The 24,049-nt window shown below is 71.7% G+C and carries 27 protein-coding genes, 1 tRNA gene and 1 pseudogene; 15 read left to right on the forward strand and 14 right to left on the reverse strand.

The genetic code is table 11. The features are described 5' to 3' along the window. The first annotated feature begins 819 nt into the window (after nucleotides 1–819). Nucleotides 820–1,506 carry a TNT domain-containing protein gene (locus ACWC91_RS30540; protein ID WP_225076344.1) on the forward strand — a complete coding sequence of 229 codons (687 nt, stop codon included), beginning with the start codon at nucleotides 820–822 and terminating at the stop codon, nucleotides 1,504–1,506. Nucleotides 1,507–1,578: 72 nt separating this feature from the next. After that, on the forward strand, nucleotides 1,579–1,932 hold the full coding sequence (locus ACWC91_RS30545) for a hypothetical protein (protein WP_225076345.1): 354 nt from the start codon (nucleotides 1,579–1,581) through the stop codon (nucleotides 1,930–1,932). A gap of 259 nt (nucleotides 1,933–2,191) precedes the next feature. Here ACWC91_RS30545 and ACWC91_RS30550 read toward each other — a convergent pair. The 6 genes and pseudogenes from ACWC91_RS30550 to ACWC91_RS30575 form a co-directional block, all read right to left on the reverse strand. After that, nucleotides 2,192–3,022: pseudogene (locus ACWC91_RS30550) on the reverse strand (CU044_5270 family protein); the annotation flags it as partial. 118 nt (nucleotides 3,023–3,140) lie between these two features. Next, on the reverse strand, nucleotides 3,141–3,314 hold the full coding sequence (locus ACWC91_RS30555) for an RNA polymerase sigma factor (protein WP_450644638.1): 174 nt from the start codon (nucleotides 3,312–3,314) through the stop codon (nucleotides 3,141–3,143). Then, nucleotides 3,314–3,730, reverse strand: coding sequence for an RNA polymerase sigma factor (locus ACWC91_RS30560; RefSeq protein ID WP_450644640.1), 417 nt, complete (start codon nucleotides 3,728–3,730; stop codon nucleotides 3,314–3,316). Before ACWC91_RS30560 ends, ACWC91_RS30555 begins: the two co-directional genes overlap by 1 nt. A 220-nt stretch (nucleotides 3,731–3,950) precedes the next feature. Continuing rightward, nucleotides 3,951–4,466, reverse strand: coding sequence for a hypothetical protein (locus ACWC91_RS30565; RefSeq protein WP_225076348.1), 516 nt, complete (start codon nucleotides 4,464–4,466; stop codon nucleotides 3,951–3,953). Nucleotides 4,467–4,537: 71 nt separating this feature from the next. Further along, nucleotides 4,538–6,130, reverse strand: a complete 1,593-nt coding sequence (locus ACWC91_RS30570) for an NRAMP family divalent metal transporter (RefSeq protein WP_225076349.1) — start codon at nucleotides 6,128–6,130, stop codon at nucleotides 4,538–4,540. A 407-nt stretch (nucleotides 6,131–6,537) separates the two neighbouring features. Continuing rightward, the gene (locus ACWC91_RS30575) at nucleotides 6,538–7,980 is read right to left on the reverse strand and encodes a magnesium transporter MgtE N-terminal domain-containing protein (RefSeq protein WP_450644253.1); all 1,443 of its coding nucleotides are present in this window, start codon (nucleotides 7,978–7,980) and stop codon (nucleotides 6,538–6,540) included. 230 nt (nucleotides 7,981–8,210) lie between these two features. Here ACWC91_RS30575 and ACWC91_RS30580 point away from each other — a divergent pair, with 230 nt between their 5' ends. Continuing rightward, nucleotides 8,211–8,630 carry a CBS domain-containing protein gene (locus tag ACWC91_RS30580; RefSeq protein ID WP_225076351.1) on the forward strand — a complete coding sequence of 140 codons (420 nt, stop codon included), beginning with the start codon at nucleotides 8,211–8,213 and terminating at the stop codon, nucleotides 8,628–8,630. Between the two features lie 86 nt (nucleotides 8,631–8,716). Here ACWC91_RS30580 and ACWC91_RS30585 read toward each other — a convergent pair whose 3' ends face one another. The 6 genes from ACWC91_RS30585 to ACWC91_RS30610 form a co-directional block, all read right to left on the reverse strand. Beyond that, complete coding sequence (locus ACWC91_RS30585) at nucleotides 8,717–9,223, reverse strand: MarR family winged helix-turn-helix transcriptional regulator (protein WP_376501319.1); 507 nt, start codon at nucleotides 9,221–9,223, stop codon at nucleotides 8,717–8,719. Nucleotides 9,224–9,366: 143 nt separating this feature from the next. Beyond that, a complete protein-coding gene (locus ACWC91_RS30590; RefSeq protein WP_450644251.1) occupies nucleotides 9,367–10,833 on the reverse strand; it encodes an MFS transporter in 1,467 nt (488 codons plus the stop codon). A gap of 123 nt (nucleotides 10,834–10,956) precedes the next feature. Further along, nucleotides 10,957–11,301 carry an STAS domain-containing protein gene (locus ACWC91_RS30595; protein ID WP_225076354.1) on the reverse strand — a complete coding sequence of 115 codons (345 nt, stop codon included), beginning with the start codon at nucleotides 11,299–11,301 and terminating at the stop codon, nucleotides 10,957–10,959. Nucleotides 11,302–11,411: 110 nt separating this feature from the next. Next, nucleotides 11,412–12,314: a DUF2637 domain-containing protein gene (locus ACWC91_RS30600; protein WP_376501316.1), complete on the reverse strand. Its 903-nt coding sequence runs from the start codon at nucleotides 12,312–12,314 to the stop codon at nucleotides 11,412–11,414. 9 nt (nucleotides 12,315–12,323) lie between these two features. Further along, nucleotides 12,324–12,614 (reverse strand): hypothetical protein, encoded by a 291-nt coding sequence (locus ACWC91_RS30605; RefSeq protein WP_225076356.1) that lies wholly within the window; start codon nucleotides 12,612–12,614, stop codon nucleotides 12,324–12,326. A 236-nt stretch (nucleotides 12,615–12,850) separates the two neighbouring features. Next, a complete protein-coding gene (locus tag ACWC91_RS30610; protein ID WP_450644248.1) occupies nucleotides 12,851–14,815 on the reverse strand; it encodes a copper resistance protein CopC in 1,965 nt (654 codons plus the stop codon). A gap of 168 nt (nucleotides 14,816–14,983) precedes the next feature. Here ACWC91_RS30610 and ACWC91_RS30615 point away from each other — a divergent pair, with 168 nt between their 5' ends. The 4 genes from ACWC91_RS30615 (at nucleotide 14,984) to ACWC91_RS30630 (ending at nucleotide 17,702) form a co-directional block, all read left to right on the forward strand. After that, a complete protein-coding gene (locus ACWC91_RS30615; RefSeq protein WP_450644246.1) occupies nucleotides 14,984–15,595 on the forward strand; it encodes an HhH-GPD-type base excision DNA repair protein in 612 nt (203 codons plus the stop codon). A 99-nt stretch (nucleotides 15,596–15,694) separates the two neighbouring features. After that, the gene (locus ACWC91_RS30620; RefSeq protein WP_450644244.1) at nucleotides 15,695–16,375 is read left to right on the forward strand and encodes an HdeD family acid-resistance protein; all 681 of its coding nucleotides are present in this window, start codon (nucleotides 15,695–15,697) and stop codon (nucleotides 16,373–16,375) included. 190 nt (nucleotides 16,376–16,565) lie between these two features. Then, nucleotides 16,566–16,862, forward strand: a complete 297-nt coding sequence (locus tag ACWC91_RS30625) for a type II toxin-antitoxin system VapB family antitoxin (protein WP_004943146.1) — start codon at nucleotides 16,566–16,568, stop codon at nucleotides 16,860–16,862. A gap of 213 nt (nucleotides 16,863–17,075) precedes the next feature. Continuing rightward, a complete protein-coding gene (locus tag ACWC91_RS30630; RefSeq protein ID WP_450644255.1) occupies nucleotides 17,076–17,702 on the forward strand; it encodes a LytR C-terminal domain-containing protein in 627 nt (208 codons plus the stop codon). A 64-nt stretch (nucleotides 17,703–17,766) separates the two neighbouring features. Here the strand turns inward: ACWC91_RS30630 and upp are convergent, their stop codons facing one another. Next, nucleotides 17,767–18,402, reverse strand: coding sequence for a uracil phosphoribosyltransferase (gene upp, locus ACWC91_RS30635; protein WP_141359975.1), 636 nt, complete (start codon nucleotides 18,400–18,402; stop codon nucleotides 17,767–17,769). A 150-nt stretch (nucleotides 18,403–18,552) separates the two neighbouring features. Here upp and ACWC91_RS30640 point away from each other — a divergent pair, with 150 nt between their 5' ends. The 8 genes from ACWC91_RS30640 to ACWC91_RS30675 all read left to right on the forward strand — a co-directional run bounded on the left by ACWC91_RS30640 (nucleotide 18,553) and on the right by ACWC91_RS30675 (nucleotide 23,417). Beyond that, a complete protein-coding gene (locus tag ACWC91_RS30640) occupies nucleotides 18,553–18,795 on the forward strand; it encodes a hypothetical protein (protein ID WP_281156831.1) in 243 nt (80 codons plus the stop codon). A 491-nt stretch (nucleotides 18,796–19,286) separates the two neighbouring features. After that, the gene (locus ACWC91_RS30645) at nucleotides 19,287–19,823 is read left to right on the forward strand and encodes a tRNA adenosine deaminase-associated protein (protein WP_141366473.1); all 537 of its coding nucleotides are present in this window, start codon (nucleotides 19,287–19,289) and stop codon (nucleotides 19,821–19,823) included. 47 nt (nucleotides 19,824–19,870) lie between these two features. Then, nucleotides 19,871–20,374 (forward strand): tRNA adenosine(34) deaminase TadA, encoded by a 504-nt coding sequence (tadA, locus tag ACWC91_RS30650; RefSeq protein ID WP_450642297.1) that lies wholly within the window; start codon nucleotides 19,871–19,873, stop codon nucleotides 20,372–20,374. Between the two features lie 70 nt (nucleotides 20,375–20,444). Then, nucleotides 20,445–20,529, forward strand: a tRNA-Ser gene (locus tag ACWC91_RS30655). A gap of 123 nt (nucleotides 20,530–20,652) precedes the next feature. Beyond that, nucleotides 20,653–20,829: a hypothetical protein gene (locus tag ACWC91_RS30660; protein ID WP_141359968.1), complete on the forward strand. Its 177-nt coding sequence runs from the start codon at nucleotides 20,653–20,655 to the stop codon at nucleotides 20,827–20,829. After that, the gene (locus ACWC91_RS30665) at nucleotides 20,829–21,122 is read left to right on the forward strand and encodes a Dabb family protein (protein ID WP_225076547.1); all 294 of its coding nucleotides are present in this window, start codon (nucleotides 20,829–20,831) and stop codon (nucleotides 21,120–21,122) included. The genes ACWC91_RS30660 and ACWC91_RS30665 overlap by 1 nt, the downstream gene beginning before the upstream one ends. 201 nt (nucleotides 21,123–21,323) lie before the next feature. Continuing rightward, complete coding sequence (locus tag ACWC91_RS30670) at nucleotides 21,324–22,250, forward strand: RNA polymerase sigma factor SigF (protein ID WP_450642280.1); 927 nt, start codon at nucleotides 21,324–21,326, stop codon at nucleotides 22,248–22,250. 246 nt (nucleotides 22,251–22,496) lie between these two features. Continuing rightward, the gene (locus ACWC91_RS30675; RefSeq protein WP_141359967.1) at nucleotides 22,497–23,417 is read left to right on the forward strand and encodes an RNA polymerase sigma factor SigF; all 921 of its coding nucleotides are present in this window, start codon (nucleotides 22,497–22,499) and stop codon (nucleotides 23,415–23,417) included. A 258-nt stretch (nucleotides 23,418–23,675) separates the two neighbouring features. Here the strand turns inward: ACWC91_RS30675 and ACWC91_RS30680 are convergent, their stop codons facing one another. After that, nucleotides 23,676–23,870: a hypothetical protein gene (locus ACWC91_RS30680; RefSeq protein WP_225076362.1), complete on the reverse strand. Its 195-nt coding sequence runs from the start codon at nucleotides 23,868–23,870 to the stop codon at nucleotides 23,676–23,678. Nucleotides 23,871–24,049: the final 179 nt, after the last annotated feature.

Raw genomic sequence — 24,049 nt, forward strand, 5'->3', positions numbered from 1 at the left:
TTCCGGACGTGAAAGTCCGTTTTCGGGCTCAGCGGCCCGCCGATCGGCGAGGCGAAGACGCACCCCTTGCCCTCCCGGTCCGCACCGGCCGCGATCCACTCCCGGTCCTGTACTTCCTCGAGGACGTGATCCCAGGACCGGTTCCTCCGAGGCGTCCGTCGCGGTGAGAACGGGCGGCCTGCACGGCTCCAGTCGAGCCGCGGTCCGGGCCGCCTCTGGGCCGTCCGAGGCCGAAATCCGAGTCCGTGGTCGGCCGGCCCGGCGGCGATGCCGCCGGGCCGCTCCTTTTGCCGGCGCCGGAACAGGTCGTAGGCCCGGCCCCACGGGCCGTACCGCTCGGGGACATCGCGCCAGGGAGCACCGGTTCGATGCCGCAGGGAGTCGGCCGCCTCAACCACTGGCCAAGGGCCGGCGGCAACCACCCTCGAAACGGCCTCGCTGAACTGCTGCCATGCGTCGTGGGCCACGACCGAGCTCGCCTGCCCATCGTCCGTTGTCACCCGATCGTCCAACAGTTGGTCAGGTATCGGCGGCCGTGACGGTTCTCCCAGTACGGCCGGCCAGTCTGACGAGGCCGCAGTAGAGCGGTGCTGTCATCCAGGAGTCCCTCGCGGACCGGGCGGTCGTCTCCTGCCTTCGGCTATCCGAGGGCTTGAGCTCATCGGTTCGGGTGACCATCTGCGATGTCTTCGCGCCCGGGAAGCACATACCGCGCATGAAATGAGCCCTGTATCACGATCAGGCCGGCGGCCGGTCACCCGAACTGGCTGCCTGTCCTCACGCGGCGCCTGGTTGGCGCCGGAAGAGAAGGGACACCGCATGCGCGTACTGCGCGCCTTCGTGGGGAGCGCCCTCGCATCGCTCCTCCTGCTTGTCGGCATCTCACCGGCCACGGCCCAGGCCGGCCAACTCCGGGACAGGAACGCCGCACACTGTCCGACTACGCATCGCAGCCGTGGAACCAACACCGCCCCGCAGACGGAATACCAGCGTTACTACCTCAACGACTGGCGCCTGGGACCGAGGTACCTCCCCCAGAGCGGGGCCCTCGGCCGGATGCTGAGGGGCTATCAGCGCACCGACCACACCTCGGCGTACTGGTTCCTCGGGTGCTACTGGCAGACGGATCCGCAGACGGGGAAGTCGGGTTGGTGGTATCCGGACAACAACGGTTTCGTGTTGAAGAACGGCAAGCCGGTCGAGCGTCCCCTGACGCTCCACAAGGGCCAGTTGGTCGACCTCTTCGGCAGCGGTTTCGGCAACTTCCTCGCGCCCGCGGGCACGCCGTTCGCCAAGCGTGCGATTCCGCCGAGCAATCTCGTCACCTACGTCAACAACTTTCCGTACAGTTACCATCTCTACCGGGTCCGCAAGCCCTTCACCGTCGAGGCGGGCCCGATCAGGCCCTGGTTCGGCCAGCCCGGCCTCGGTCTCCAGTACGTGACGAAGTCGTCGGTCTCCGACCTCGTCAACGCGAAGTATCTGGACGCGTTGCCCGTAGCCTGACCCGCAAGGCCCGGGGCGGTCTCGGATCCACGCCTCGGAGCACACCTCGATCCGGGTGACGGGACGTTCCTGGTGGACAGTGCAGAGCTCGTCGAAAGACTCCGCGATGCGGACGTGCCGGAGGCGTTCTACGAGATCGCCGGCGTCCACGACGTCCCCGTCCAGCCGGACGCCTACTTCTTTCTGCGCCGTGAGGCGGATGCGTGGACCGTCGGCCTGCGTCAACGCTCCCAGGACAGCGTCATGCGGCGTTTCGGCACCGAAGCCGAAGCCTGCGAGTACCTCTACGACAAGCTCACGCGGGTGCCCCCTGCCCCTTCAGAGGCCGCGGAACCCCTGGAGAAGCTCCTCGCGGACGCCGAGGAGATCCAGCGGCAAGCATGGGAGGACTTCCACGGCCGCCGTGGGTCGGCCGACGATGGCTGACTGCGGACGTCCGTCGCGATACATGTGAAACGCCCCGGGACACCCGGCCGTGGACAGCTGCAGCTGGCCTCGGCTTCGGCCAGGTAGCGACCGCCTTGACCGCTCTCTGTAGAGCTACGGAACAGAAGTCACACCACCCACGAGACGGCTCGGCCATCCGCCGGGCCGTCTTCGGCGCCAGGTGGCGCCGGCTTTCCGCCGGGCGCCGAGCAGCCGCCCCGGTGCCCTGGCGGCGCCGGGGCAGCTGCCCCGTGTACGGTCAGCCGATCTTCTCGGCCGGCCCCACGGACAGGTATGTCCGGCGATCGATCAGGCCGAGGTGCCCCTTGGTCGAAGTCTGCGTCGCCTCCAGGAGCAGACTCGTCCTGGGGCCGACGATCATTCGGTCGCTGCTCGGGATCCCGTCGAACGCCAGCTCCGTACCCTCGCGACCGGCGCTGTCCTTGACATTGCCGACGAGCTTGACTCCGTTCATCCCGGCCAGCACCTTCAACAGGGCGGCGCGCAGCTGCGGGCTCGCCGGTGACTCCCCGAGCAGGTGGCTCACCTGGAGGAAGGCGCTCTGGCCTGCGTACTCCTTCGAACTGTCCATGATCTCCAGCAGCTTCGCCGGGTCCGTGGGCAGCTGGTCCAGGCCGTTCCAGTCGAACGTCTTCGGCCCGAGGCGCCAGCCGGAATTGGGCTTCTTGAAGGTCCGGCCGCCGTCCACGACGGTGTACCCGGATCGCGAGATGTACTCGTCGAACGTGCTGGACTTGCCGTGCCACGTGCTGGACTTCCCGTACGTCACCTTCATGTGCACCTTCCAGTACTGCCCGGACGACACCGGCCTGGCTGCGGCCACTGCGGCGGTGTCGGTCAGGAAGGTCGCGGCACTGGTGGCGTCGGCCTGTTGCGGGGCGTGTGCGGCCGGCGATCCCGCGCCCTGGTTCGTGTACACCACGACGCCGGCCGCGCAGGCGGCCGCCACGAGGACCGTCGCCACGATCCGCCGGCCGGACGCGAGGCGGCGGCGACGGAGCGGGGTCACCACGGCCTCGTCCTGCGCGGCCGCGCGGACCGCCGCCATGGCCCGGGCGAGCGCCTGCGGGAGGGGGGCTCTACGTGACCCGCGGCCTGGAGCGCCTCGGTGCCGAGGAAGTCAAGAAGATCCTGCCGCTCGGTCATGCCGGTCCCTTTCGGATCGCACGTGTTGGGGGTGCTCCTGGTCATGTCAGGTCTCCGGTCACCGTGAGCTGCCGCGATGCCGGACGGGGTGGCGCGAGGCGTTCGCGGAGCCGACCCCGTGCGCGGTGCAGGCGGGAGCGGGCGGTGCCGGCGGGGATGCCGACAGCGGCGGCGGCTTCGGTCGGCGTCAGCTGCTCCCACGCGACGAGCAGCATCAACTCCCGTTCCTCGGCGGGCAGATCGGCGAGCGCTTTACGCAGCGCGGGAGCCATCGCGGCGGGGCGTCCAGCCGCTGGTCCACTGCCTGCCAGGGGTCGCTGGCGGCGGGGGCCGGCGCGGTCGTGTCCCGCCCGGTGCGTCGGACGTGCCCGGCCAGTACGTTCCGGGCCACCCCGAAGAGCCACCCTCGGGCCGAGCCGCGTGAGGCGTCGAAGGTGCGCCGCGCGGCGAACGCCTGCAGCCACGCCTCGGCCAGCAGGTCGTCGGCGGCGCCGGGGACGCGCCGGGCGAAGTAGCCGTGCAGCGCGGGCGAATACTTCTCCACCGGTGGCGTGAACGCCGTCGCGTCGCTCGCCGCGCGTGTCAACTGGGCGTCGCTGTCGCTGTCGCGGCGTCGTGATCTTGGGTTCACGGAGTCTCCGTCTCCGACCGCCCGACGGCGGTCTCACCCCCTACTTGTCGTCCACTCCGGCGAGCGTTCGCGCCGCCTCGACCTCCGCACGCAGCTCGGGGCAACCCCCTCACGAGTTCGAAGCTCGTATCCTCCCCGCCAGCCCAGAGGGCCGGACCACTTTCGTGGTCCGGCCCTCTGGCGTTGACCCGTCCCTTTTCCGCCTCGGACACGCCCCCGTTCATGGCCGTGCGGGCGGGTCTTCCTCGTCGCCGCTCACGGCGGTCGCCTTCGCGGCCCCCGTGTCGTGGTTCTCGCGAGCCGACGCCTCGCGGCGTCTGGTTTCGGCGGCTTCGGCGATCAGGTGGGCCGCGTCGGCGGGGAGGGCCAGGTTCTTCTCCAGCCATACGGCGTCCGTGCCCTGGGTGTGGGTGGCGAGGACCCAGGCGGCGTAGAGGCGTTCGCGGGAGGGCGCGGCCGGGGTCCTCAGGGTGGCGCGGAGCGCCTCCTCCGGGAAGCCGTCCAGGGTGTGGGCGGTGAACCAGGAGGTGTCGACCGGCTCGGCGGCCCGGGCCCGTGGGCGCCTGAACGGACGGGGACGGGCCTGCCGCACCCTCGTGCCGACGATGAGCATGACGAACGCCACGGCCAGCACGGCAGCGGCCACGCCCATCCGATCGGCGGCGGGGAGCCTCGTCCACACCGGCAGCAGATAGGCCATCACGCGATCGCCGTGGTGCGGGTAGGACAGGATCACCGCAGGGCCTCCCTCACACCTCCATCCTCACTCCGCCTCCGGTCCTCGGCCAGGCCCCTCCCCGACCCGGCTCAGCCGATCTGGATGGCCTTGACCACCAGCAGCAGCGCGGCGATCACCAGGTAGCCCCGCAGCAGACTCATTCCGAGTTTGAGTCCGGGGGACCAGACGACCGGCTCCAGCAGCGCCAGGGGAGGCATGCGCCAGCTCTCGCGTTCGGGGCGGGGGATCCTCGGAGGCGGAGGCAGGGCCGTGCCCCGGCGGACGCGGACGACGCGCAGTCCCACGGCCGCGCCCAGCAGCCCCACGACCAGCACCCCGGTGAGCCACAGGGCGACCCGGGCGGTGTCCAGCGTCGGGAACAGGGTCGTCGCGACGAGGATTCCGGACAGCATCAGGAGCACCGCGATGATGGTCGAGGCCACCACGTTGAGCCAGCGCGGATTGACCCAGGGGCCGAGGACCGCCCGGTCGTTGCACAGCAGCAGGAGGAAGACCGAAGCGGAGGGGAGGAGCAGTCCCGCCAGGGCCTGAACGGCGGTCGTGATCAGTCCGAGGGGCGCACCGGGGATGAGCACGATGGCGGCGGCGAGCAGGACCATCCCGGCGTAGGTCCCGTAGAACGCCTTGGCCTCGCGGAAGCTGCGGTGCAGGGAGTGGCGCAGGTTGAACACGTCGCCGAAGGCGTAGCTGGTGGCCAGGGTGACGGCCGCGGCGCCGATGATCGACGCGTCCAGGAGCACGACGGCGAACATCACTCCCAGCACGCGGCTGTGCCCGCCCAGGGCCTCGGCGACGCCCAGCGCGTCGGTGAAGTGCCCGGCCGCGCCCATACCGCTCACGGCGTAGTCGGCCACGACGACGATCGCGACGGCACCGCCGATCACGACGAGGGACCCCAGCACGGTGTCCGCGCGCTCATGTCCCACGAACCGCGGTGTGATGCGCTTGTCGATGATGTTGGACTGCTGGAAGAACAGCTGCCAGGGTGCGACGGTCGTACCCACGATCGCGATGATCAGCAGGACGGCCTCGGAGGTGACCCCGCCTCGCACGCCAGGGACCACCAGGTGGTGGACGGCCGCTCCGTAGCGCGGGTGGCTCATCAGCGCCAGCGGCACCAGCAGCAGGCTGACGGCGATGAAGGCGAGCATCGCGCGTTCCCAGCGCCGGAAGCTGCCCGTGGCGGTGATCGCGACCAGGGCCAGGGCGGCGACGGGCACGGCGACGTACTTGTCGACGCCGAGGTAACTCAGGGCGAGCGAGACTCCGATGAACTCGGTGACGATCGTCAGGAAGTTCAGCACGAACAGGTCGCCGACGCTGAACCAGCCCCAGAACCTGCCGAAGCGCTCGTTGATCAGCCGGGCGTGCCCGACACCGGTGACGGCGCCGAGCCGGACCACCATCTCCTGGTTGACGATGAGGACGGGGATGAGGAGCAGGAGCACCCACAGCAGGCTGTAGCCGTAGTTCTGGCCCGCCTGGGCGTACGTGGAGATCCCGCCGGCGTCGTTGTCGCCGACCATCACGATGAGGCCGGGGCCGACGATCGCCAGGAACGTCAGCAGCCGCCGCTTCAGGCTGCGGCTGGAGTCCGCCTCCTCCAGCCGGATACGTCCCAGGGCACCTTCGATGTCGCCGAGGTGGGCATCGTCCAGCACCGCTGTGGGACGGGGACGGGGGTGGGGGTGAGGGTGAGGGTGGCCGGTTGGCCTTGGTGCGCGGGCGCCGTCGTGTCCGGGCGTCGTGGCGCGCTCCGGAGCGCCGGGGCCGCCGACCGGTGGCGTGCCCGGGGCCACGGTGTGGGCACCGCCTTGCGGCTGCGGGTGCGGGTGCGGGCCGGGCGTGGACCGGCCCGCACCCCCGCGCCCGGCCGGGGGCGGGGGCGGACCGGACGTACGCGGACGATCCTCCGGACGTGCGCCGGACCCGGACCGACCATCATCCGGACGGGCGCTGGGCCGGGGCGGACCCTCATCCGGGCGCGCGCCCGACCCGCCCCGACCGTCATCCGGGCGTGCGCCGGGCGGCGGCTGCTGCGGTGGGCGCCGGTCGGGCCGGGCCCCGCTCATGGTGAGGGCTCCTCACGCTCCTCCAGGCCCGTCGCGCCGCCGGCGTCAGCGGTGCCGCCGGCCCCCGTGGTGCTGCCGACCTCAGTGATGCCACCAGGCCCCGTGGTGCCGCCAACGCCCGTGGTGCTGCCGGCCTCGGCCGTCCGGTGGGCGTCTGGTGGCGGAGCCACCTCCCGGCGCCGCCAGTCCTCCGGCAGTGTCGCCTCCAGCACGTCGTCGACCGTGATCACGCCGAGCAGGACCCCTTCGTCGTCCACGACCGGCAGGGTGATCAGGTTGTAGTCCGTCATCAGCAGGGCAACGTCCACCAGGTCCGTGTCCGGGCCGACGCGCACGGGATCCGCCTCGCTCACCTCGCCCAGCCGTACCGCGGGATCGCTCTGCAGGACGGTGACCAGCCGGACCCAGCCGAGCAGTCGTCCGTCCTCGTCGGCGGTGTAGACGCTGGTCAGCGCCTCCGGCTGGAGCCGGCTCGCCCGCCGGACCGCCGCCTCGGCCTCGCTCGCCGACGTGTCCGGGGGCAGGGCCAGGAAGTCCATCCCCATCAGGCCCCCGGCGCTGTCGGGGTTGAAGCCCATCAGAGTCAGCACCTTGGCGCGCTGTCCGGCGGGCAGCAGTTCCAGCACGGTACGGCGACGGCCCTGCCGCAGATCGTCGATGGCGTCGGCCGCGTCGTCCGCCCGCATCCGCGCCAGTACGGCGGCGATCTCCTCGTCGGTGCGGGCGTTGAGCAACCGGGAGGCCCGGTCCTCCTCCAACTCCTCGAAGACGTCCGCCTCCAGCTCCGGGTCCTGCCGGACATCGCCGAGGATCTCGCGTTCCTCGTCCCGGGAGGCGTCCTCGAGCAGATCGGCGATCTCCGCCGGCCGCAGGCGCCGGATCCGGGCCGTGGGGCGGCGGACCAGCGCGCTGCGGCTGTGCCCGATCAGCGGCTCGAACGCCTTCCAGTCCCGGCACGCGTGCCCCGTCGATCGGTCCCCGAAGATCCCCAGCAGCCGGTGCGGCCGGTGCGTGTCCACGCCCGACAGCAGCCACTGGCCGTCCCGTTCGGCCAGTTCGACGTCCTGCGCGCGGACCAGGCGTGCCTCGCCGACATCGATCAGCCGGTGGCCCAGCACGTCCGCCCGGAGCAGCACCTCGCCCTCGCGGCGTTCGAACGGCCGCAGGTCCAGCCGGGCGCTTTCGAGCTCCACCAGGCCCTCGGCGTCGAGCGCGGCCACCTGCTCCACGGGGACGAACAGCTCACGGCCGCCCACGCCGACCACGAGCCCGGTCACCACCGGGTAGTCGGCGCCACGCAGCCGGACGATCACGTCGGAGAGCCGGCCGAGCGACCGGTCGCCCCGGTCCACCACGGGGCGCTTCACCAGAGACGACAGATGGACGGGCGCCCGCTCCAGGTGTGCGGCCGGCCGTGGCGAAGACGGACTGAAGGTCATCGCTCTGCCCTGCCCGAACGTCGGTTGCCCCCGCGACCAACGGTATTGAATCACCACAAACGCATGCAAACGCCTCACCTGGAGTGGACCGGAGTCTCAGCCGGAGCCGGGCCTCCACGGCATGCGGCGGGCCTGCGGAGAACCGACACTGGTGGTAAGCCGAACTGGCCGGGGCGGGCCAGCACCTTGGCTCTCTCCGTGCCGGCCACCGAAGCTCGAAGGAGACGGTCATGACCACCGCACGGGAGATCATGCACACCGGTGCCACATGCGTCCAGGAGAGCGAGACGCTGGAGGACGCGGCGCGCCGGATGAGGGAGATGGACGTCGGAGCCCTGCCGATCTGCGGGCCCGACGACCGCCTCCACGGGATCATCACTGACCGCGACATCGTGGTGCAGTGCCTCGCCAAGGGGAGGGACCCCCGGACCATGACGGCGGGTGAGCTGGAGCAGGGCAAGCCGATCACGATCGACGCGAACGCCGACAGCGGCAGTGTCCTGCGGACCATGGAGGAACACCGGATCCGCAGGCTGCCCGTCATCGAGAACCACCGCCTGGTCGGCATGATCAGCGAGTCGGACCTCTCACGCACTCTGCCGGAGACGGAGGTGGGCCACTTCGTCGAGGCCGTCTGCGCGACCGCCTGACACCGAAGGGCACCCACCACGACGAAAGGGCACCCAGCAGGACGGGCGAGGGCTCCGACCGGATTCCGGTGGGAGCCCTCGTCGTGTCAGCCCGCGGCCCCGCCGTCGTCCAACTGACCGAGTTGTTCGGCGAGTTGGAAGAGAGCGGGCAGGGCGGCGGCGACGGCGGCCCGATCTGCGCCGTCCAGGGAGGCCAGCGCGGCGTCCATGCGGCGTTCGTGGGCGGTGGTCCACGCGGCGAGCTGGTCCCGCCCGGCGTCGGTGAGGGTGACGACGGAGGCGCGGCGGTCCGCGGAGTCGACCTCGCGCGCGACCAGGCCCGTGGTGATCATCTGGCCGATCAGTCCGCTGACGGTGCTCGGCGCGAGACGCTGGCGGGCGGCGAGGTCGCTGATCCGGGCGGGCGAGTGCTCACCGAGCACCTGGAGCAGCTCGACCTGGGCCATGGGCAGCTTCTCCCATGGATAGTCGGTGCGGATCGAGGCCCGCAGGGCGCGGCGCAGGCGGGTGACAGCCTCGGTGAGCAGCCGGGCGTCCGGCGCCTCGATGGCGGGGCCGGGCAGGGGAAGCTCGGAGCGGGGCTGCGCGGACATGCGGCAAGGGTAGCCGGGCCCCCGCGCGCGCCCTTCTGCTCGTACCGCCGCCGGGTTGTCCACCGGCTCGCGCGAGTTGCCCACCGGCTCGCGCGAGTCGTCCACGGGCTCGTGCGGGTTGTCCACCGGCTCACGCATCGTTCTCACGCCCCGAGTCCCGGAAGGGTCCGACGGTGGTCGCCCCGGTCCGGCCCCAGCCAGGCCGAGACGACGGCGACGGCCGACACCGCCACCAGAATCGACGCGGACCACCGCGCGCCGGCCTCGGTTCCGCCGCCGGCCGCCAGATGCAGGGCGAGGGTGACCAGCGCCACGCCCAGGGCGGTGCCCAGACCGCGGGTCATGTTGACCAGGCCACCACCGGTGCCGGAGGAACGGGCCGGGATCGCGCCCATGATCAGGGCATTGTTGGCCGGGGTGAACGTCCCCAGGCCCACGCCGACCAGGGCCAGCAGCGGCACCAGCCAGGCGATGGTGAGGGGAACGGCCAGAAGCGCGGCCGTGGCGAGGAGGAATACGCCGGCTCCGGCCAGGCACCGGCCACGGTCGGTCAGGGAGCGCGGCAGCAGCCGGTCGCCGCCGGTGGCACCGAGGGCGAACCCGGCGGGCAACGCGGTCAGCACCAGTCCCGCGGTCAGCTCCGAGGCCCCCCGCGCGGTCAGCACGACCGGCACCAGCACCAGCGGGCCGAACAGCACGAGGTATCCGCTGAGCGCCCCGACCAGCCCGAACGCGACCGCGCGCACCCGCAGCAGAGCGAGATCGAGCAAGGGCGCGGCGGTCCGCCGCTGACGGCGGGCGAAGCCCCAGCCGGCCAGAGCCGCCACCCCGAACAGCAGGACCACACCCCAGGCCGGCACCGGCAGACCGGAGGCCGCGGACACGCCGAGCAGCGCGCAGGTCGTCGCCACGGCCAGCAGCGCCAGTCCGGCCCAGTCGAAGCGGGCGACCTTCGTACGGGCCCTGGTGCGCGGCAGCAGATAGTGCCCGCTCACCAGCGCGACCACCCCGACCGGCACGTTCACCCAGAACACCCAGCGCCAGCCCAGGGTGGAAACCAGTGCGCCACCCACGGTGGGCCCCAGGGCGAGCCCCAGCGCCTGTGCGGCGGCCTGCACGCCGAGCGCGGTGCGCATCCGCCCGCGGGGTGCGCTGGTGGTCACCAGCGCGACGCTGTTGGCCTGCATCAGCGCCGCCCCGGCCGCCTGCACCACCCGGAAGCCCACCAGCGCCACCAAGGAGGGCGCCAGCCCGCAGGCGGCGGACGCCAGCGTGAAGACGGCGAACCCGTACAGGTACAGCAGCTTGCGGCCGTGCGCGTCCGCCAGCCGCCCGGCCGGCACCAGCAGCGCCACCAGGGCCAGCAGATACGCCAGCGACACCCATTCCACCGCGGCGAGCGAGGCGTGGAACTCGGTGCGCAGGCTGCCGTAGGTCAGCGTCACAATGCTCGCGTCCAGCTGACCCATGAACGCCCCGAAGCACACCGTGGCCACGGCCAGCCACCAGGCGTTCGGTCGTGACCGGATCACCTCCGGGCGGGCCCGCTCCGCGGTGAGCACGGCGGGCCAGCGCGGACGGGACGGGCTGTGCGTCGTATCCGAAGCCATGACTCCAGATTACATCGGTCACCGAAATATTCGGGATCCGTCTGATCCTCCCCCCGTCGTCACCTGCCCTCCGTCACCCTCCCTCCGCCGCCTGCCCTCCGTCGCCGCTGAGCCGCCGTCCTCTCAGCCCTCCGCCACCCCTAAGTCCTCCATCACCGCGACCGTGTCGAGCCCAACGTGGTGCAGGGTCCGGTGCACGGTGCGCCGGGCTCCGCGGATGGTGAGCGCGGTCGCCGGCCACCGCGTGGCGACCCTCAGCAGGGCGTAGGCGCACGCGAGGTCGAGGTGGGTGGCCTCGCTCATGTCCACGATCCACTCGTCGGCCTCGCTCAGCGGCGGGGCTCCGAGTCGTTCCTCCAGTGGCCACAGGGCTTGCGCCCCGATGTCCCCGGCGAGTGCCAGTTCGGCCCGTCGGCCGTCGGTCGCCCGGACCACCAGGGGCGACGCCGGGAGATGCGCGGCTGCCATGGCGGCCTCCTTCGCGTCCGCCACACTCCGTCCACCTCCATGGTGGCCCCGCGACCGCGTCCGTGGCGTCCGTGGCGTCCGCGGGGCCCCGGCTCCGGGAAACGATCGGCTCAGGCCCGCTTGCGTGCCGTGCCTCCGGCCGGTCGCGCCGTCGTCGTGGTGCGGCGGGTGTCGCGGACGGTGGACGCGGACGAGGTCTCGGCATGGGGAGTGCGGGGCTGGCGATGGCGGGGCGACGTGCGCCGTGGCGGGCGGGTCAGGGTGATCTGGCGCACGAACTGCTGGAAGCAGGCCAGGGAGGCCAGGCCCGGCAGGGCGGCCGCGGCGATGTCCACGATCGTCCTGGGTGCCTGCACCACGCACAGAAGCATCGCGATGCACGAGAAGGTCAGCACCACGCTCCAGGAGTGGACGGCGCGGCGCTGGTGCAGCGCGGACCGCAGCACGGACAGCGAGGCGACCAGCCAGGGACCGTAGACCAGCAGCGGCCACCAGGACGCGATGCCGTCCTGCATCCGTGCCACGGCCACGACGCGAAGGGGATCGTAGGCAACCATTCCGCCGAAGAAACTCACCGAGGAAGCGATCACCGCGGTCAGCGCGGCGATGACGTGACTGGCGGTCCGCAGGACGTTCGGACGCTTGCGTTCCCGGACCTTTCGATGGCGTCGGGCGTCCGCCTTCAGCGGAGGCGGTTCCGCCGTGATCGCCTCGAGGTTCTCCAGAGGCGTGCCGGTGTTCGGAGCGGGCTCGGTGACTGGTGCCTCGTCCCGGGCGACGAGAATGTCCGGCCCCCGGTGCTCCTCCATCGCGTCCTGGAGCATGAAGGCCAGTTCCTCGGCGGGGTCCCAGGCCGCGTCCGGCGGCTCCAGGGGAGACGTGAAGAACTCCGCCGAGCCCCGGTGCCGGCCGGTGCCCGCCCCCTGGTATCCACCCGTATGGCTCGGGTAACCGGGATAATCCGAATAGTCAGCCGAATGGCCGGAACGATGATCGATACGTTCGTCGTACATAACGGGCAGCTATTCCGCTCCCGAGAAACGGGACCGGCCTTCCGAACCGAGCCAGCGGCGCGCGAGGTCGGCTTCCAGTGTGCTCATCGCCTCCAGGAAATCCCGCAGCAGGGGTTCCGTCACCTTGAGCGCGACCGGAAAACCTCCCCTGGTCAGGGTGCCGTTGACAGTGGCCGACGAGTGCACCGGGGCGGGAAGGTAGGTGTAGGGACCCAGCGCCACCGCGTGTGCGGCGACCAGGCCCTCTCGCTCCTGACCCCCGAACAGACCCCAGTACCCTTCCCTGGTTGCCTTAGTCATGTCCCGACTAACGCCGTCCGACTTTCCCCGGATGCGCGGCAAATGGGTGAAGGAATTCCCTGATCAGCCCTAAATGTGCGATGGGATGTCTCATCCGTACAAATGAAGAGACGGGCATGGGCCGGTGATCCGCCGTTCGGCGTGCGGCACGTCGACGACACGTCCCCGGAGGCGCATGTCAATGATGTCGACCCGCCGCCTTCCGCACCCGCGCACCGGCCGGCGTCCCGCAGCCGCTAGCGCAGGATCCGCACCTTCCGTTCCACGCTCACCTGGTCGATCTCCGACACCCGTACCGTCGCCTTCACGGCCCAGGTGCCGGGGATCGGGAGGTTGAGGGAGTCGGTGCCCCAGTAGCCGCCCCTGTTGGTGAGCCCGGCGTCGATGGGTCCGATCCTCTGCGCGGGCAGGGACAGGGACAGGCGCAGTTCGGGGACGGTGGTCAGGCCGCCGTCCGGGCCGTAGACGACGGCCTCCACGGCGTTCTGGCCGACGCGGCCCGGTTCCAGGGTGATCTGCACCTTGCCGTGACCGCCCGGGGTGCCGACATCGAACGGAATGATCGTGACGGAGGCTCCCGGAACCCCGGCCTCGGGCGCTGCCTGGGCCGCCTCGGCTGCCGCGCGGCCCGGCAGGGTGCCGGCCAGCACCGTGGTGAAGACCAGGACCGCGACGCCCACGGCGACCTCGGCCAGGACCGAGCGGCGCAGGGCACGGCGGCAGGCGTCGGGGGCGGGCGCGGGTGCGGGTGCGGGTGCCTTCGTCCCGGGGTCCTCCGCTCGTGCCTCCCCCTCGGGTACCGCCGGCGCCTTCCCGTCTCGTACGTCCGGCTCCGCGTCCGCCGTCACCAGCCGTGCCGTCCAGCGCCGGGAACGGGACGCCACGGCCAGCAGCAGCGCCACCACGACGAGTTTGACCAGCAGCAACCGGCCGTACGCCGTGCCGGTGAGCGTGGCCCAGGAGCCGAGGCCTCGCCAGGACTGGTAGACCCCGGTGACGACGAGGACGGTGACGGCGCCGAAGGCGATCCGGGAGAAGCGCGCCACCGCCGCGGTCAGCGCGGGACCGTCGGCGGAAGGCGCCACCGCGCTGGTTGCCTCGGCGACCGGGACCGCGACCGCTGTACGGTCACCACCGCCTTCGGGGGCGACCGCGACTGCCGCCCGTGACCTCGGCCCCGGCTCCGTCTCGCCGTGCCCCGGCTCCGGCTCGTCCGGCGTGACGTGCTGAAGGATGGTCAGGAGGGCCGTCAGGCCGCCCAGCCAGACCGCCATCGCCAGCAGATGCAGCACCGACGAGGTCATCGCCACCGGAACCTGGATGCCGGCCGAGGCGTGCTCGGACCCCGCCCACGTCAGCGCCAGGGCGAGGGCCAGCGCGGCGCCCGCCGCCAGGATCGCGCGCGAGGGCTTCTCCTCCGGCCGGCGCCGGGACAGCCGTACGAGGAGGACGGCCGCCGGCGCGAGCAGGGCCAGGCGGGCCAGCAGCATCAGACCGGGACGGCCGGTCAGGGTGCGGGAGACGGCCGCGGGGTCGAAGGCCGACACCGGACCGGTCCCGGTCTCGTAGGGCGCCCGCAGCACGAGCAGGGCGAGCGTGGAGGCCAGCAGTGCCCACCAGCCCGCCACCAGCGGCTTGCGCAGCGGGCTCGCGTTCGGCGGGCGGCACAGCAGCGCGAAGACCGCCGTACCGATGAGCAGGGCCGCGGCGCCGTAGGCGGTGTAGCGGGCGAGGTCGTAGAGGCCGCGGGTCGTGGGGTTCTCGGACGGGCCGGTGTCGATCACGGCCAGCGTCGGGGACGGCTTGCCCACGGAGAAGGTGAAGGCGCCGGAGACGGGGTGACTGTCGGCCGACACCACTCGCCACGCCACGGTGAACGTGCCTTCGCCCAGCCCCTCCGGGAAGGCCACCCGGGCCGTGTCCGGTCGTCCGGGCGCGTGCTGCGGCTCGCCCGTGCGCACCCTCCGCCCTTCGGGGTCGAACAGGCGGAAGGAGTCGTCGAGCAGGCTGACGGACTCGGTGAAGGCCAGAGTGATCGTGCCGGGCGCCGTCTCGACGACGGTTCCGTCGGCGGGGTCCGCGCCCCGCAGGGCGGCGTGGGCGGAGGCGGGTCCGGCGCCGCCGAGGAGGAACAGGACCAGTACCGCGCCGAGCAGCGTCAGTTTCCCAAGTCGTCGCCGCCGTACGCGTCCACGGCGCACAGCGCCCTCCCGACCTTCGCCCCGCCGTCCGGTCACGTCACTTCTCCGTCTTGGAACTCGCCGGCTTCTGGATGGGTACGGGCGAAGACGGCACTTTGCTCAACCAGGGTCCCGCGGGAAGGCCGTCCTCCGGCTGCGTCACGCCGTCCGGCGGGCGACCATCGGGACATGGACGTCACCCTCCACCTCGCCCAGGACCCCGAGGCCGACGCGCTCCTCGGCCGCAGTCCGCTCGCCGCGCTGATCGGCATGCTGCTGGACCAGCAGATCCCGATGGAGTGGGCGTTCACCGGGCCGGCGACGATCGCCGGGCGCATGGGCACCGACGACCTGGACGCCCACGAGATCGTGGCCTTCGAGCCGGAGACGTTCGCCCGGCTCCTGTCGGACAAGCCGGCCGTACACCGATACCCGGCGTCGATGGCCAAGCGGATCCAGCAGCTGTGCCAGTACCTCGTCGAACACTACGACGGCGACCCCGAGACCATCTGGCGGGATGTCGGCAGCGGGCGCGAACTGCTGCGACGCCTCGAGGAGCTGCCCGGTTTCGGCAAGCAGAAGGCACGGATCTTCCTGGCGCTGCTCGGCAAGCAGCTCGGTGTGCGGCCCACGGGGTGGCGGGAGGCGGCGGGAGCGTACGGCGAGCCGGACTCCTTCCGGTCCGTCGCGGACATCACCGGGCCCGAGTCGCAGGCCAGAGTGCGGGCGCACAAGCAGGAGCTGAAGGCGGCGGCCAAAGCAGCCAAAGCGGGCAAGGGGACGAAGTCCTCCGGGAAGTGACCGGGACGGCGGTGCCGCCCGGACGGGCCGTGCGGCGCACGTCAGCCGAACGGCCGGTCCCAGGTGGCGGTACGCGCGCGCCCGCTCCCAGCATGGACCATGACCGAGCCACCGAGCAGCGGCCCCGCAGGCCCGGCGTACGACGATCGCCGCGTCCACGCCCTACGTGACCCACGGGAGCCGCGGACATCGCCGCCCCCGCAGTACGAACCGCCGCTGGAAGGGCCCCTGCACCTTCTGTCCCACGCTGCCTGGCAGGCGGTCCTCGCCACCGGTGCGGCCGCCCTGGTCCTCGGCATCCTGGTACTGCTCTGGCCGGGCGCCTCCCTGCTGGCCGCCGGAATCCTCTTCGGGATCTACCTGCTGGTCAGTGGCGTGCTCCAGCTGGTCTCCGCGTTCGGCACCCACAAGACGACCTCGTTGCGCGTGCTGGCCTTCATCAGCGGCACCCTGTCGATCCTGCTGGGCCTGCTGTGCTTCCGCGGCGCCACGCAGTCGATCCTGCTGCTCGCGCTGTGGATCGGCATCGGCTGGCTGATCCGCGGCATCACCCTGACCATCGCCGCCGTCCACGACCGCGGCGCGCCCGCGCGCGGCTGGCAGATCTTCCTCGGCATCCTCACCTTCGTCGCCGGCGTCGTGCTGATCGACGCCCCGCTCCGGTCGGCCGCGGTGCTCATCGTGCTCGGCGGCTGGTGGCTGGTGGTGGTCGGCATCTTCGAGATCGTCACCGCCTTCCGTATCCGCGGGCACGCCGAACGCGCCCCCCGCATCGTGTGACCCGTTGTCCACAGCCTGTGCACAACGGGCGTGCGGCGGGAACTCCCGCACCCCGCGGTCCGGGCACGGACCCGCTGTCGCCGATCTCAAGCCCCCGTTCCCGGTTCGCCCGGTTTTGCTGCGGCATTTCCAGCGCCGCACTCCAGCGGCCGGGCTGCGCCCGGAAGGTCTGGGCCGGTAGGCTCTCCGTGTGATCTTCAAGCGCATCGGAAACGGCCGGCCGTACCCCGACCACGGCCGGGAAAGCACCCGGCAGTGGGCGGACGTCGCGCCGCGCCCGGTCCGCCTCGATCAGCTCGTGACCACCAAGCAGCAGCTCGACCTGGAGACCCTCCTCGCGGAGGACTCGACCTTCTACGGCGACCTCTTCGCGCACGTCGTGAAGTGGCAGGGCGACCTGTATCTGGAGGACGGCCTCCACCGCGCGGTGCGGGCGGCGCTCCAGCAGCGCCAGGTGCTGCACGCGCGCGTGCTGGAGCTGGACTGAGCATCCGGGCCGCGGGCCCACGCCGCTGAAGCCGCGCCCCTGAGCCAGGGCACCGAGCCGGGACCGTGAACCGGGAGTTGAGCCGTCCGGACCCGCCGTTCGGTCACGGCTTGGACCTTTCGGGTTCTGCTGAGCCGCTCCGATGATCATCTGGTAGGAATCACCGCTCATGCCCACTACGCTGCGCTCATGAGCATGCTGACTCCCCCCGGCATGGGCGGGAAGTACCGGATCACGGGGAACAGATACCCGCGGATGCGCAAGCCCCGGCGGCGCGGCAGGCTCGTGTTCCTCGCCGTCGCCTCCGTCACGGTCCTTGGCGTGATCGGCTGGGGCACGTGGCAGCTCATCGACGTCTTCACCGGCGGCCGGAAGGCCTCGGCGGCCGGCACCGGCGGGGACTGCCAGGCCAAGGTGTCGCCCGCGGCGAGCCCGTCGGCGACGAGCGCGGCCCGGGCGCTGCCCAAGCCGGGCCAGATCACGGTCAACGTCCTGAACGCCACGCCCCGCAGCGGCCTGGCCAAGCAGACCGCCGACGAGCTGAAGAAGCGCGGCTTCCGCATCGGTCAGGTGGGCAACGCGACCGGGCAGTTCGACAAGAAGGTCAAGGGCGCCGGGCTGCTCCTCGGCCCGGCCTCGTCGCTGAACACCTCGCTGCCCGTCCTCGCCACCCAGCTCGCCGGGGCGGAGAGCCGCACGGACACCCGCAAGGGCACCGACGTGGACCTGATCATCGGCACGGGCTTCAAGGCGCTGACCCAGCAGACGGCCGCCGATCAGGCCCTGACCGCCCTGACCGCCCCCCAGCCCTCGGCAACCGCCCCGAAGAAGGGCTGCTGAGGCTCCGCAGCCGGGTCCAGCCGCCCCGCGGGGCGGCTGGAGAGGCGTCAGTCGGTGGCCGGTACTACTCGGCGGCGCCGTACATCCGGTCGCCCGCGTCTCCGAGGCCCGGGACGATGTAGCCGTGCTCGTTGAGGTGCTCGTCGACCGAGGCCGTCACGACGGTCACCGGGGTGCCCGCCAGGTCGCGCTCCATCACGGCGACGCCCTCGGGGGCGGCCAGCAGGACGACCGCGGTCACGTCGTCGGCGCCACGCTTGATCAGCTCCTGGATGGCCGCGACCAGCGTGCCGCCGGTGGCGAGCATCGGGTCAAGGACGTAGACCTGGCGGCCGGAGAGGTCCTCCGGCATGCGCGTGGCGTACGTGGAGGCCTGCAGCGTCTCCTCGTTGCGGATCATGCCCAGGAAGCCCACCTCGGCGGTCGGCAGCAGCCGCACCATGCCGTCCAGCATGCCGAGGCCGGCCCGCAGGATCGGCACCACCAGGGGCCGCGGGTGGGAGAGCTTGACGCCGGTGGTCGGGGCGACCGGCGTGTTGATGTCGACCTGTTCGGTGCGCACGTCGCGGGTCGCCTCGTAGGCGAGCAGGGTGACCAGTTCGTCGGCGAGCCGGCGGAAGGTCGGGGAGTCGGTGCGGCGGTCGCGCAGCGTGGTGAGCTTGTGAGCGACCAGCGGGTGGTCGACGACGTGGAGACGCATGGGCCAACAGTAACCGGGCCCCGATCCGGCCCGCCCGCCCGCTGTCCCGTCGGCGGGCGGCCCGGCCGCACCCCCGCCGGCGTGCGCTGTTGTGGCATCAAACCCGGCATCCGGGGGAAAGTGGGAGTGACGGACTGGGGTGGTGAGCCGATGCCTGATCGGGAACGGGAACCTGACAAGGACCCGTCGCCGCGCGTGCGGCGGGACACGGCGGACCTCCCGGGGACGGCCGGCGCGGCGGACGCCGACGCCGACGCCGAACGGCGCCGCCGCCGGGCCCGGTTCTTGCGCGATCTCGCCGAGGCCCGGGCCCTGCGCGACCGCGTCCAGCCCCGGCGCGCCAAGACCGCCCGGCTGCGGCACGCCATGCGCATGCGCACGTTCCGCTGGTAGGACACCTACCGGGACACGGACACCATCGGGACACGGACACCATCGGGACACGGGCGCCATCGGGACACGTAGAACCCCCGCCGCGCGCCGGGTCACGCACTCGGTCCATGGGCGCGGGTCGCGGAAGGCTCCCGCCGAGACCCCGGCGAGGACCCCGGGGAAGGCGCGGGGCTGGACACACGCAAGACAGACACGCGCGGAAGGCACACGGGAGCAGAGCTGCACCCGCACGGACGTCTCCGACGGTGGGTGTGCGTGGCCGTCGGGGGAAAGCCGCGTACGATCCGCTGGTGGCGGCAACGTGTGCGCTGGTGAGTCCTTTACCGGTGTGCGATCAAAACTGCCGGACACAGGGAGCCGAAGACGTCCCCTGAAGGCCTTGTTTCTGCCACGATTCCGAGTGGGTGGGGCTCGGAGCCCAGCTCCCCCGCCCAGAACCTCCGCCGGGGGGACCCCCAACCGGCACGCCTATGACCAGTGGGAGAGTCACGGTGTACTTCGCCGCACTGCTCGCGCGCACCGAAGACGGGTGGGAAGCGAGCGACACAGAGCTCGACGATGTGGAGACGCTGGCCGACCTGGCCGACCTGGCCCGGGAAGCCTCGGCCGACGACGACACGGTGCTCGTCCTGATCGAGCAGGAGGACGCGTGGTTCGGCGTGGTGCGCGTGGACGGCGAGGACGACCCTCGTATCTACGTCTCCGACGCCGCCGCCGCTGCCCGTAGTTCGTACGGCGAGATCCTGCTCACCGACGAACTGCTGGGCCGGGAGCCCGGCGACGACGGCCCCGACCTGGACTCCCTCGACCTCGACGGCACGGAGGACGGCGAACCCGCGTCCACCGAGGACGACGAGGAGGAGTCGTCGTCCGCCGAAGCCATCACGCACAGCCCGCTGGGCGACGGCGAGATCCTCGGCGACCTGGGGGTCGGCGCGAAGGAGCTGCGCATCCTGGACCCGGAGGACGCGCTGAACGCCATCGCCGAGGCCCTGGGCGCCTCGGAGGTGCTGGAGACCGTCCGCTGACCGGGCCGGACGCGCCGGACCCGGACGGACCGTCCGGCATGAGCGGGATGCCGAACACGAACCGGACGCCGACCCCGGCCGGGGCCCCGGACCCGGTGCGCGACCGCTGGCGGGCCGCGATGCGGCTCGCCCTGGACGAGGCCGGGCGGGCCGTCCCGGGCGGGGACGTGCCCGTGGGCGCGGTCGTGCTGTCCGCCGACGGCACGACCGTGCTCGGCGTCGGCCACAACGAGCGGGAGGCCACCGGCGACCCGACCGCCCACGCGGAGGTGCTCGCCATCCGGCGGGCGGCCGCGAGGACCGGGCAGTGGCGGCTGTCTGGCTGCACCCTGGTGGTCACGCTGGAGCCGTGCACGATGTGCGCCGGAGCGATCGTGCTGTCCCGGGTGGACCGGGTGGTCTACGGCGCCCGCGACGAGAAGGCCGGCGCCGCCGGCTCCCTGTGGGACGTCGTACGGGACCGGCGGCTCAACCATCGGCCCGAGGTGATCGAGGGCGTGCTCGCCGAGGAGTGCGCCGCGCTGCTGACCGACTTCTTCCGCGGCCGCTGAACCCGGGCCGCCCGGGGCGGGACGGAAACGGATTTCGAAGCACGGCCCGGTGTGCTGTAAGGTCTCCCTCGGTAGCGTGTCCGAGCGGCCGAAGGAGCTCGCCTCGAAAGCGAGTGTGGCGCAAGTCACCGAGGGTTCAAATCCCTCCGCTACCGCTTCAGAAGGGCCCCGTCCGTCAGGACGGGGCCCTTTGTGCGATCATCTACAGCGCTCGGCCCGGACGGTACCGACTACAGGCAACTCGGCGACCGGGAAATCACCGACAGGGGGAGGCCGCGATGGCGATGAACGCCAAGAGGATCGTCGTCTATGTGGTCGTGGTCTTCGTGCTGTACGTGATCATCACGGACCCGAAGGGGGCCGCGGGCTACGTCGAGATAGGGTTCGAGGGCATCTCGGACGCCGCCAAGGCCATAGGCGAATTCATGACGTGGGCCGCCAACGGAGGAAAATGATGATCCGCCACCTGGTCCTCTTCAAGCTCGACGAAGGCGTCGAGCGGGACGACCCGCGCGTCGTGGCGGGCGTCGAGGCCTTCCGCGCCCTCGGCGGGCAGATCGAGGACCTGCGCTTCTGGGAGTGCGGCTGGAACGTCAGCGACCGACCCATCGCCTACGACTTCGCGATCAACTCGGCGGTCGAGGACACCGGCGCGCTGCGCCGGTACCTGGAGCACCCGGCCCACCAGGCGGGCGTCGCCAAGTGGCGCGAGTTCGCCACGTGGGTGATCGCCGACTACGAGTTCTGACGGCCCAACACTTCTCAGCCGTACGGCCGTACGGATGCACGCTCGGCCCCGCATCGGAACGGTGCGGGGCTTCTCGACGTCTTATGCCCTATTTCATCCCTCAACACGTGCATATGCGGTGCTTGAACACGATGCACCTGTCTTGTGATGCTATGACCGCTTTTGACGGATGAGTTGATCGATGAAGAGGTGGCGTTGACCGTGTCGGCCAAGACTGCGCCGCCCCAGGATCCCGCCCCGGCCCCGGCACCGGCCACCACCACGGCCACGGCCTCGACCACGGCGGCCCCGGCTCCGACCGCGACTCCCGCTCCGGATCCGGCCTCGGATCCGGCTCCGGCTCCGGCTCCGGCTCCGGAGAAGCGGCGCGGTGCCGACACCCGGGCCCTCACCCAGGTGCTCTTCAGCCAGTTGAAGGAGCTCGAACCCGGCACGTCCGAGCACTCCCGCGTGCGCGGGGCGCTCATCGAGGCGAACCTGCCGCTCGTGCGCTACGCGGCCGCCCGCTTCCGCTCCCGCAACGAGCCGATGGAGGACGTCGTCCAGGTCGGCACCATCGGGCTCATCAACGCCATCGACCGCTTCGACCCGGACCGGGGCGTGCAGTTCCCGACCTTCGCCATGCCGACGGTCGTCGGCGAGATCAAGCGCTACTTCCGCGACAACGTCCGCACGGTCCACGTCCCGCGCCGGCTGCACGAGTTGTGGGTGCAGGTCAACAGCGCGACCGAGGACCTGACGACCGCCTTCGGCCGCTCCCCCACGACCGCCGAGATCGCCGAGCGGCTGCGCATCACCGAGGAGGAGGTGCTGTCCTGCATCGAGGCCGGACGCTCGTACCACGCGACCTCCCTGGAGGCGGCCCAGGAGGGCGACGGGCTGCCCGGGCTGCTGGACCGGCTCGGCTACGAGGACCCGGCCCTGGACGGCGTCGAGCACCGCGACCTGGTCCGCCACCTCCTCGTCCAGCTTCCCGAACGGGAACAGCGGATCCTGTTGCTGCGCTACTACAGCAATCTGACCCAGTCGCAGATCAGTGCGGAACTCGGCGTGTCCCAGATGCACGTGTCCCGGCTACTCGCCCGTAGCTTCCAGCGATTGCGATCCGCAAACAGGATCGACGCGTAACCGGGAAGAGCGAATCACCCATCAGGGCACTTCCCGACATCTTCAAGCAGAAAAGCCGTCAGACCCCTTTTTTCCAGGGCCGATTCGGTTCTGACTTGTCGACAAGTCCCTACAGCGCGTTGCCGACATGTGACATTCTGCGGGAAGCGCGTTTGCCGTGGCTTCGGCTCCGGTATTCAGGTGAGGGCTGCGTTCTCCTCGTCAGAGAGCGTGGCCGCGACCGTCCCGCGACCCAGAGGGGGTGGCATGTCCGCAGACCAGGGCAGCTCCAAGGTGCTGACGCTCACGAAGAGCGAGACGCCCTCCCCGGCGCTCGAGCCGCTCGACGCCCTCGACGACGTGGCGGCCCTCGAGGCCGCTCCCGCCCCGGCTGTTCCGGCCGCGTCGGCCTTGCCGGCCTCGGAGATCATCGACACCCGCACTCTGTCCCGCTCCCTGTTCCTGCGGCTCGCCGCACTCGACGAGGACAGTCCCGAGCGCGTCTACGTCCGGGACACCCTGATCGAGCTGAACCTCCCGCTGGTCCGTTACGCGGCGGCCCGCTTCCGCTCGCGCAACGAGCCGATGGAGGACATCGTCCAGGTCGGCACCATCGGCCTGATCAAGGCGATCGACCGCTTCGACTGCGAGCGGGGCGTGGAGTTCCCGACCTTCGCGATGCCGACGGTCGTGGGCGAGATCAAGCGCTTCTTCCGCGACACCTCGTGGTCGGTGCGGGTGCCCAGGCGCCTTCAGGAGCTGCGGCTGGCGCTCACCAAGGCCAGCGACGAGCTCTCGCAGAAGCTCGACCGCTCCCCGACCGTCACGGAACTGGCCGCCGTGCTGGGCGTGTCGGAGGAGGACGTCGTCGACGGCCTCGCGGTCGGCAACGCCTACACCGCCTCCTCGCTGGACTCCCCGACTCCCGAGGACGACGGCGGCGAGGGCTCCCTGGCCGACCGCCTCGGCTACGAGGACACGGCGCTGGAGGGCGTGGAGTACCGCGAGTCGCTCAAGCCGCTGCTGGCCAAGCTGCCGCCCCGGGAGCGGCGGATCATCATGCTCCGCTTCTTCGCCAACATGACCCAGTCGCAGATCGGCGAGGAGGTCGGCATCTCGCAGATGCACGTCTCCCGGCTGCTGACCCGGACGCTGGCACAGCTGCGGGAGGGGCTCATCAGCGACTGATCCGCAGGGTCCGGCGCCTGTCGCTCGACGGGGCGTCGGACATCACGGCGCGCTGCCGTGGTGACGTCGACTCCTGGCCGCCGAGGCGCCCTTCGGGCGCGTCGGCGGCCGTCGTATGTCCGGGAGCCGTTTCCCGGCCGCGCGCGGGGGCGGCGGGGCCGGCGGAGAAGGAGCCGACGGGGGAGAGGGGGCGGCTGGTGCCGGTGGACGGAGACGGGAAGCCGGGAAGGGTGGTTCGTACCGAAAGGGCGGTTCGCCCTACTTGAGCGCGAGCCAGGCGACGGCCGCGACGACCGCCACCGCAACGACGACGGCGACGATCAGTCCGACACGCGGGCCGGAGGAGGCCTGCTGCTGCGCGCTCTGAGGAGGCGCGTCGTCGACGAACGCGCGGAACATCTGGGTGCTGCCGGCGGGGTCGTAGTTGCCCTGCGGGCCCTGGGTGTTAGCCATGGCCCGAGACCCTAGCGAAAACGCTGCCGCCGCCCAAGCGGGGGGCCCTGCGACCCATTTGGCATCCCACCTGGGATCCCACCTGGCACCCCGCCCGGCACGTCACTCGGCAGGGATCTCCGACGGGTGGCCGGGTGCCGGCTGCGTCACACCGTGGCCCCGGGACAGCGGACGACAGT

This window comes from Streptomyces sp. NPDC001204, assembly GCF_053598035.1.

Coding starts and splice junctions, on each gene's coding strand:
- ACWC91_RS30660 (WP_141359968.1), top strand. CDS start 20,653: ATGGCGATGAACGCCAAGAGGATCGTCGTCTATGTGGTCGTGGTCTTC.
- ACWC91_RS30605 (WP_225076356.1), bottom strand. CDS start 12,614: ATGACTAAGGCAACCAGGGAAGGGTACTGGGGTCTGTTCGGGGGTCAG.
- ACWC91_RS30615 (WP_450644246.1), top strand. CDS start 14,984: ATGGACGTCACCCTCCACCTCGCCCAGGACCCCGAGGCCGACGCGCTC.
- ACWC91_RS30640 (WP_281156831.1), top strand. CDS start 18,553: ATGCCTGATCGGGAACGGGAACCTGACAAGGACCCGTCGCCGCGCGTG.
- ACWC91_RS30540 (WP_225076344.1), top strand. CDS start 820: ATGCGCGTACTGCGCGCCTTCGTGGGGAGCGCCCTCGCATCGCTCCTC.
- ACWC91_RS30675 (WP_141359967.1), top strand. CDS start 22,497: ATGTCCGCAGACCAGGGCAGCTCCAAGGTGCTGACGCTCACGAAGAGC.
- upp (WP_141359975.1), bottom strand. CDS start 18,402: ATGCGTCTCCACGTCGTCGACCACCCGCTGGTCGCTCACAAGCTCACC.
- ACWC91_RS30630 (WP_450644255.1), top strand. CDS start 17,076: ATGGGCGGGAAGTACCGGATCACGGGGAACAGATACCCGCGGATGCGC.
- ACWC91_RS30575 (WP_450644253.1), bottom strand. CDS start 7,980: ATGACCTTCAGTCCGTCTTCGCCACGGCCGGCCGCACACCTGGAGCGG.
- tadA (WP_450642297.1), top strand. CDS start 19,871: ATGCCGAACACGAACCGGACGCCGACCCCGGCCGGGGCCCCGGACCCG.
- ACWC91_RS30580 (WP_225076351.1), top strand. CDS start 8,211: ATGACCACCGCACGGGAGATCATGCACACCGGTGCCACATGCGTCCAG.
- ACWC91_RS30555 (WP_450644638.1), bottom strand. CDS start 3,314: ATGCTGCTCGTCGCGTGGGAGCAGCTGACGCCGACCGAAGCCGCCGCC.
- ACWC91_RS30590 (WP_450644251.1), bottom strand. CDS start 10,833: ATGGCTTCGGATACGACGCACAGCCCGTCCCGTCCGCGCTGGCCCGCC.
- ACWC91_RS30600 (WP_376501316.1), bottom strand. CDS start 12,314: ATGTACGACGAACGTATCGATCATCGTTCCGGCCATTCGGCTGACTAT.
- ACWC91_RS30680 (WP_225076362.1), bottom strand. CDS start 23,870: ATGGCTAACACCCAGGGCCCGCAGGGCAACTACGACCCCGCCGGCAGC.
- ACWC91_RS30620 (WP_450644244.1), top strand. CDS start 15,695: ATGACCGAGCCACCGAGCAGCGGCCCCGCAGGCCCGGCGTACGACGAT.
- ACWC91_RS30665 (WP_225076547.1), top strand. CDS start 20,829: ATGATCCGCCACCTGGTCCTCTTCAAGCTCGACGAAGGCGTCGAGCGG.
- ACWC91_RS30585 (WP_376501319.1), bottom strand. CDS start 9,223: ATGTCCGCGCAGCCCCGCTCCGAGCTTCCCCTGCCCGGCCCCGCCATC.
- ACWC91_RS30595 (WP_225076354.1), bottom strand. CDS start 11,301: ATGGCAGCCGCGCATCTCCCGGCGTCGCCCCTGGTGGTCCGGGCGACC.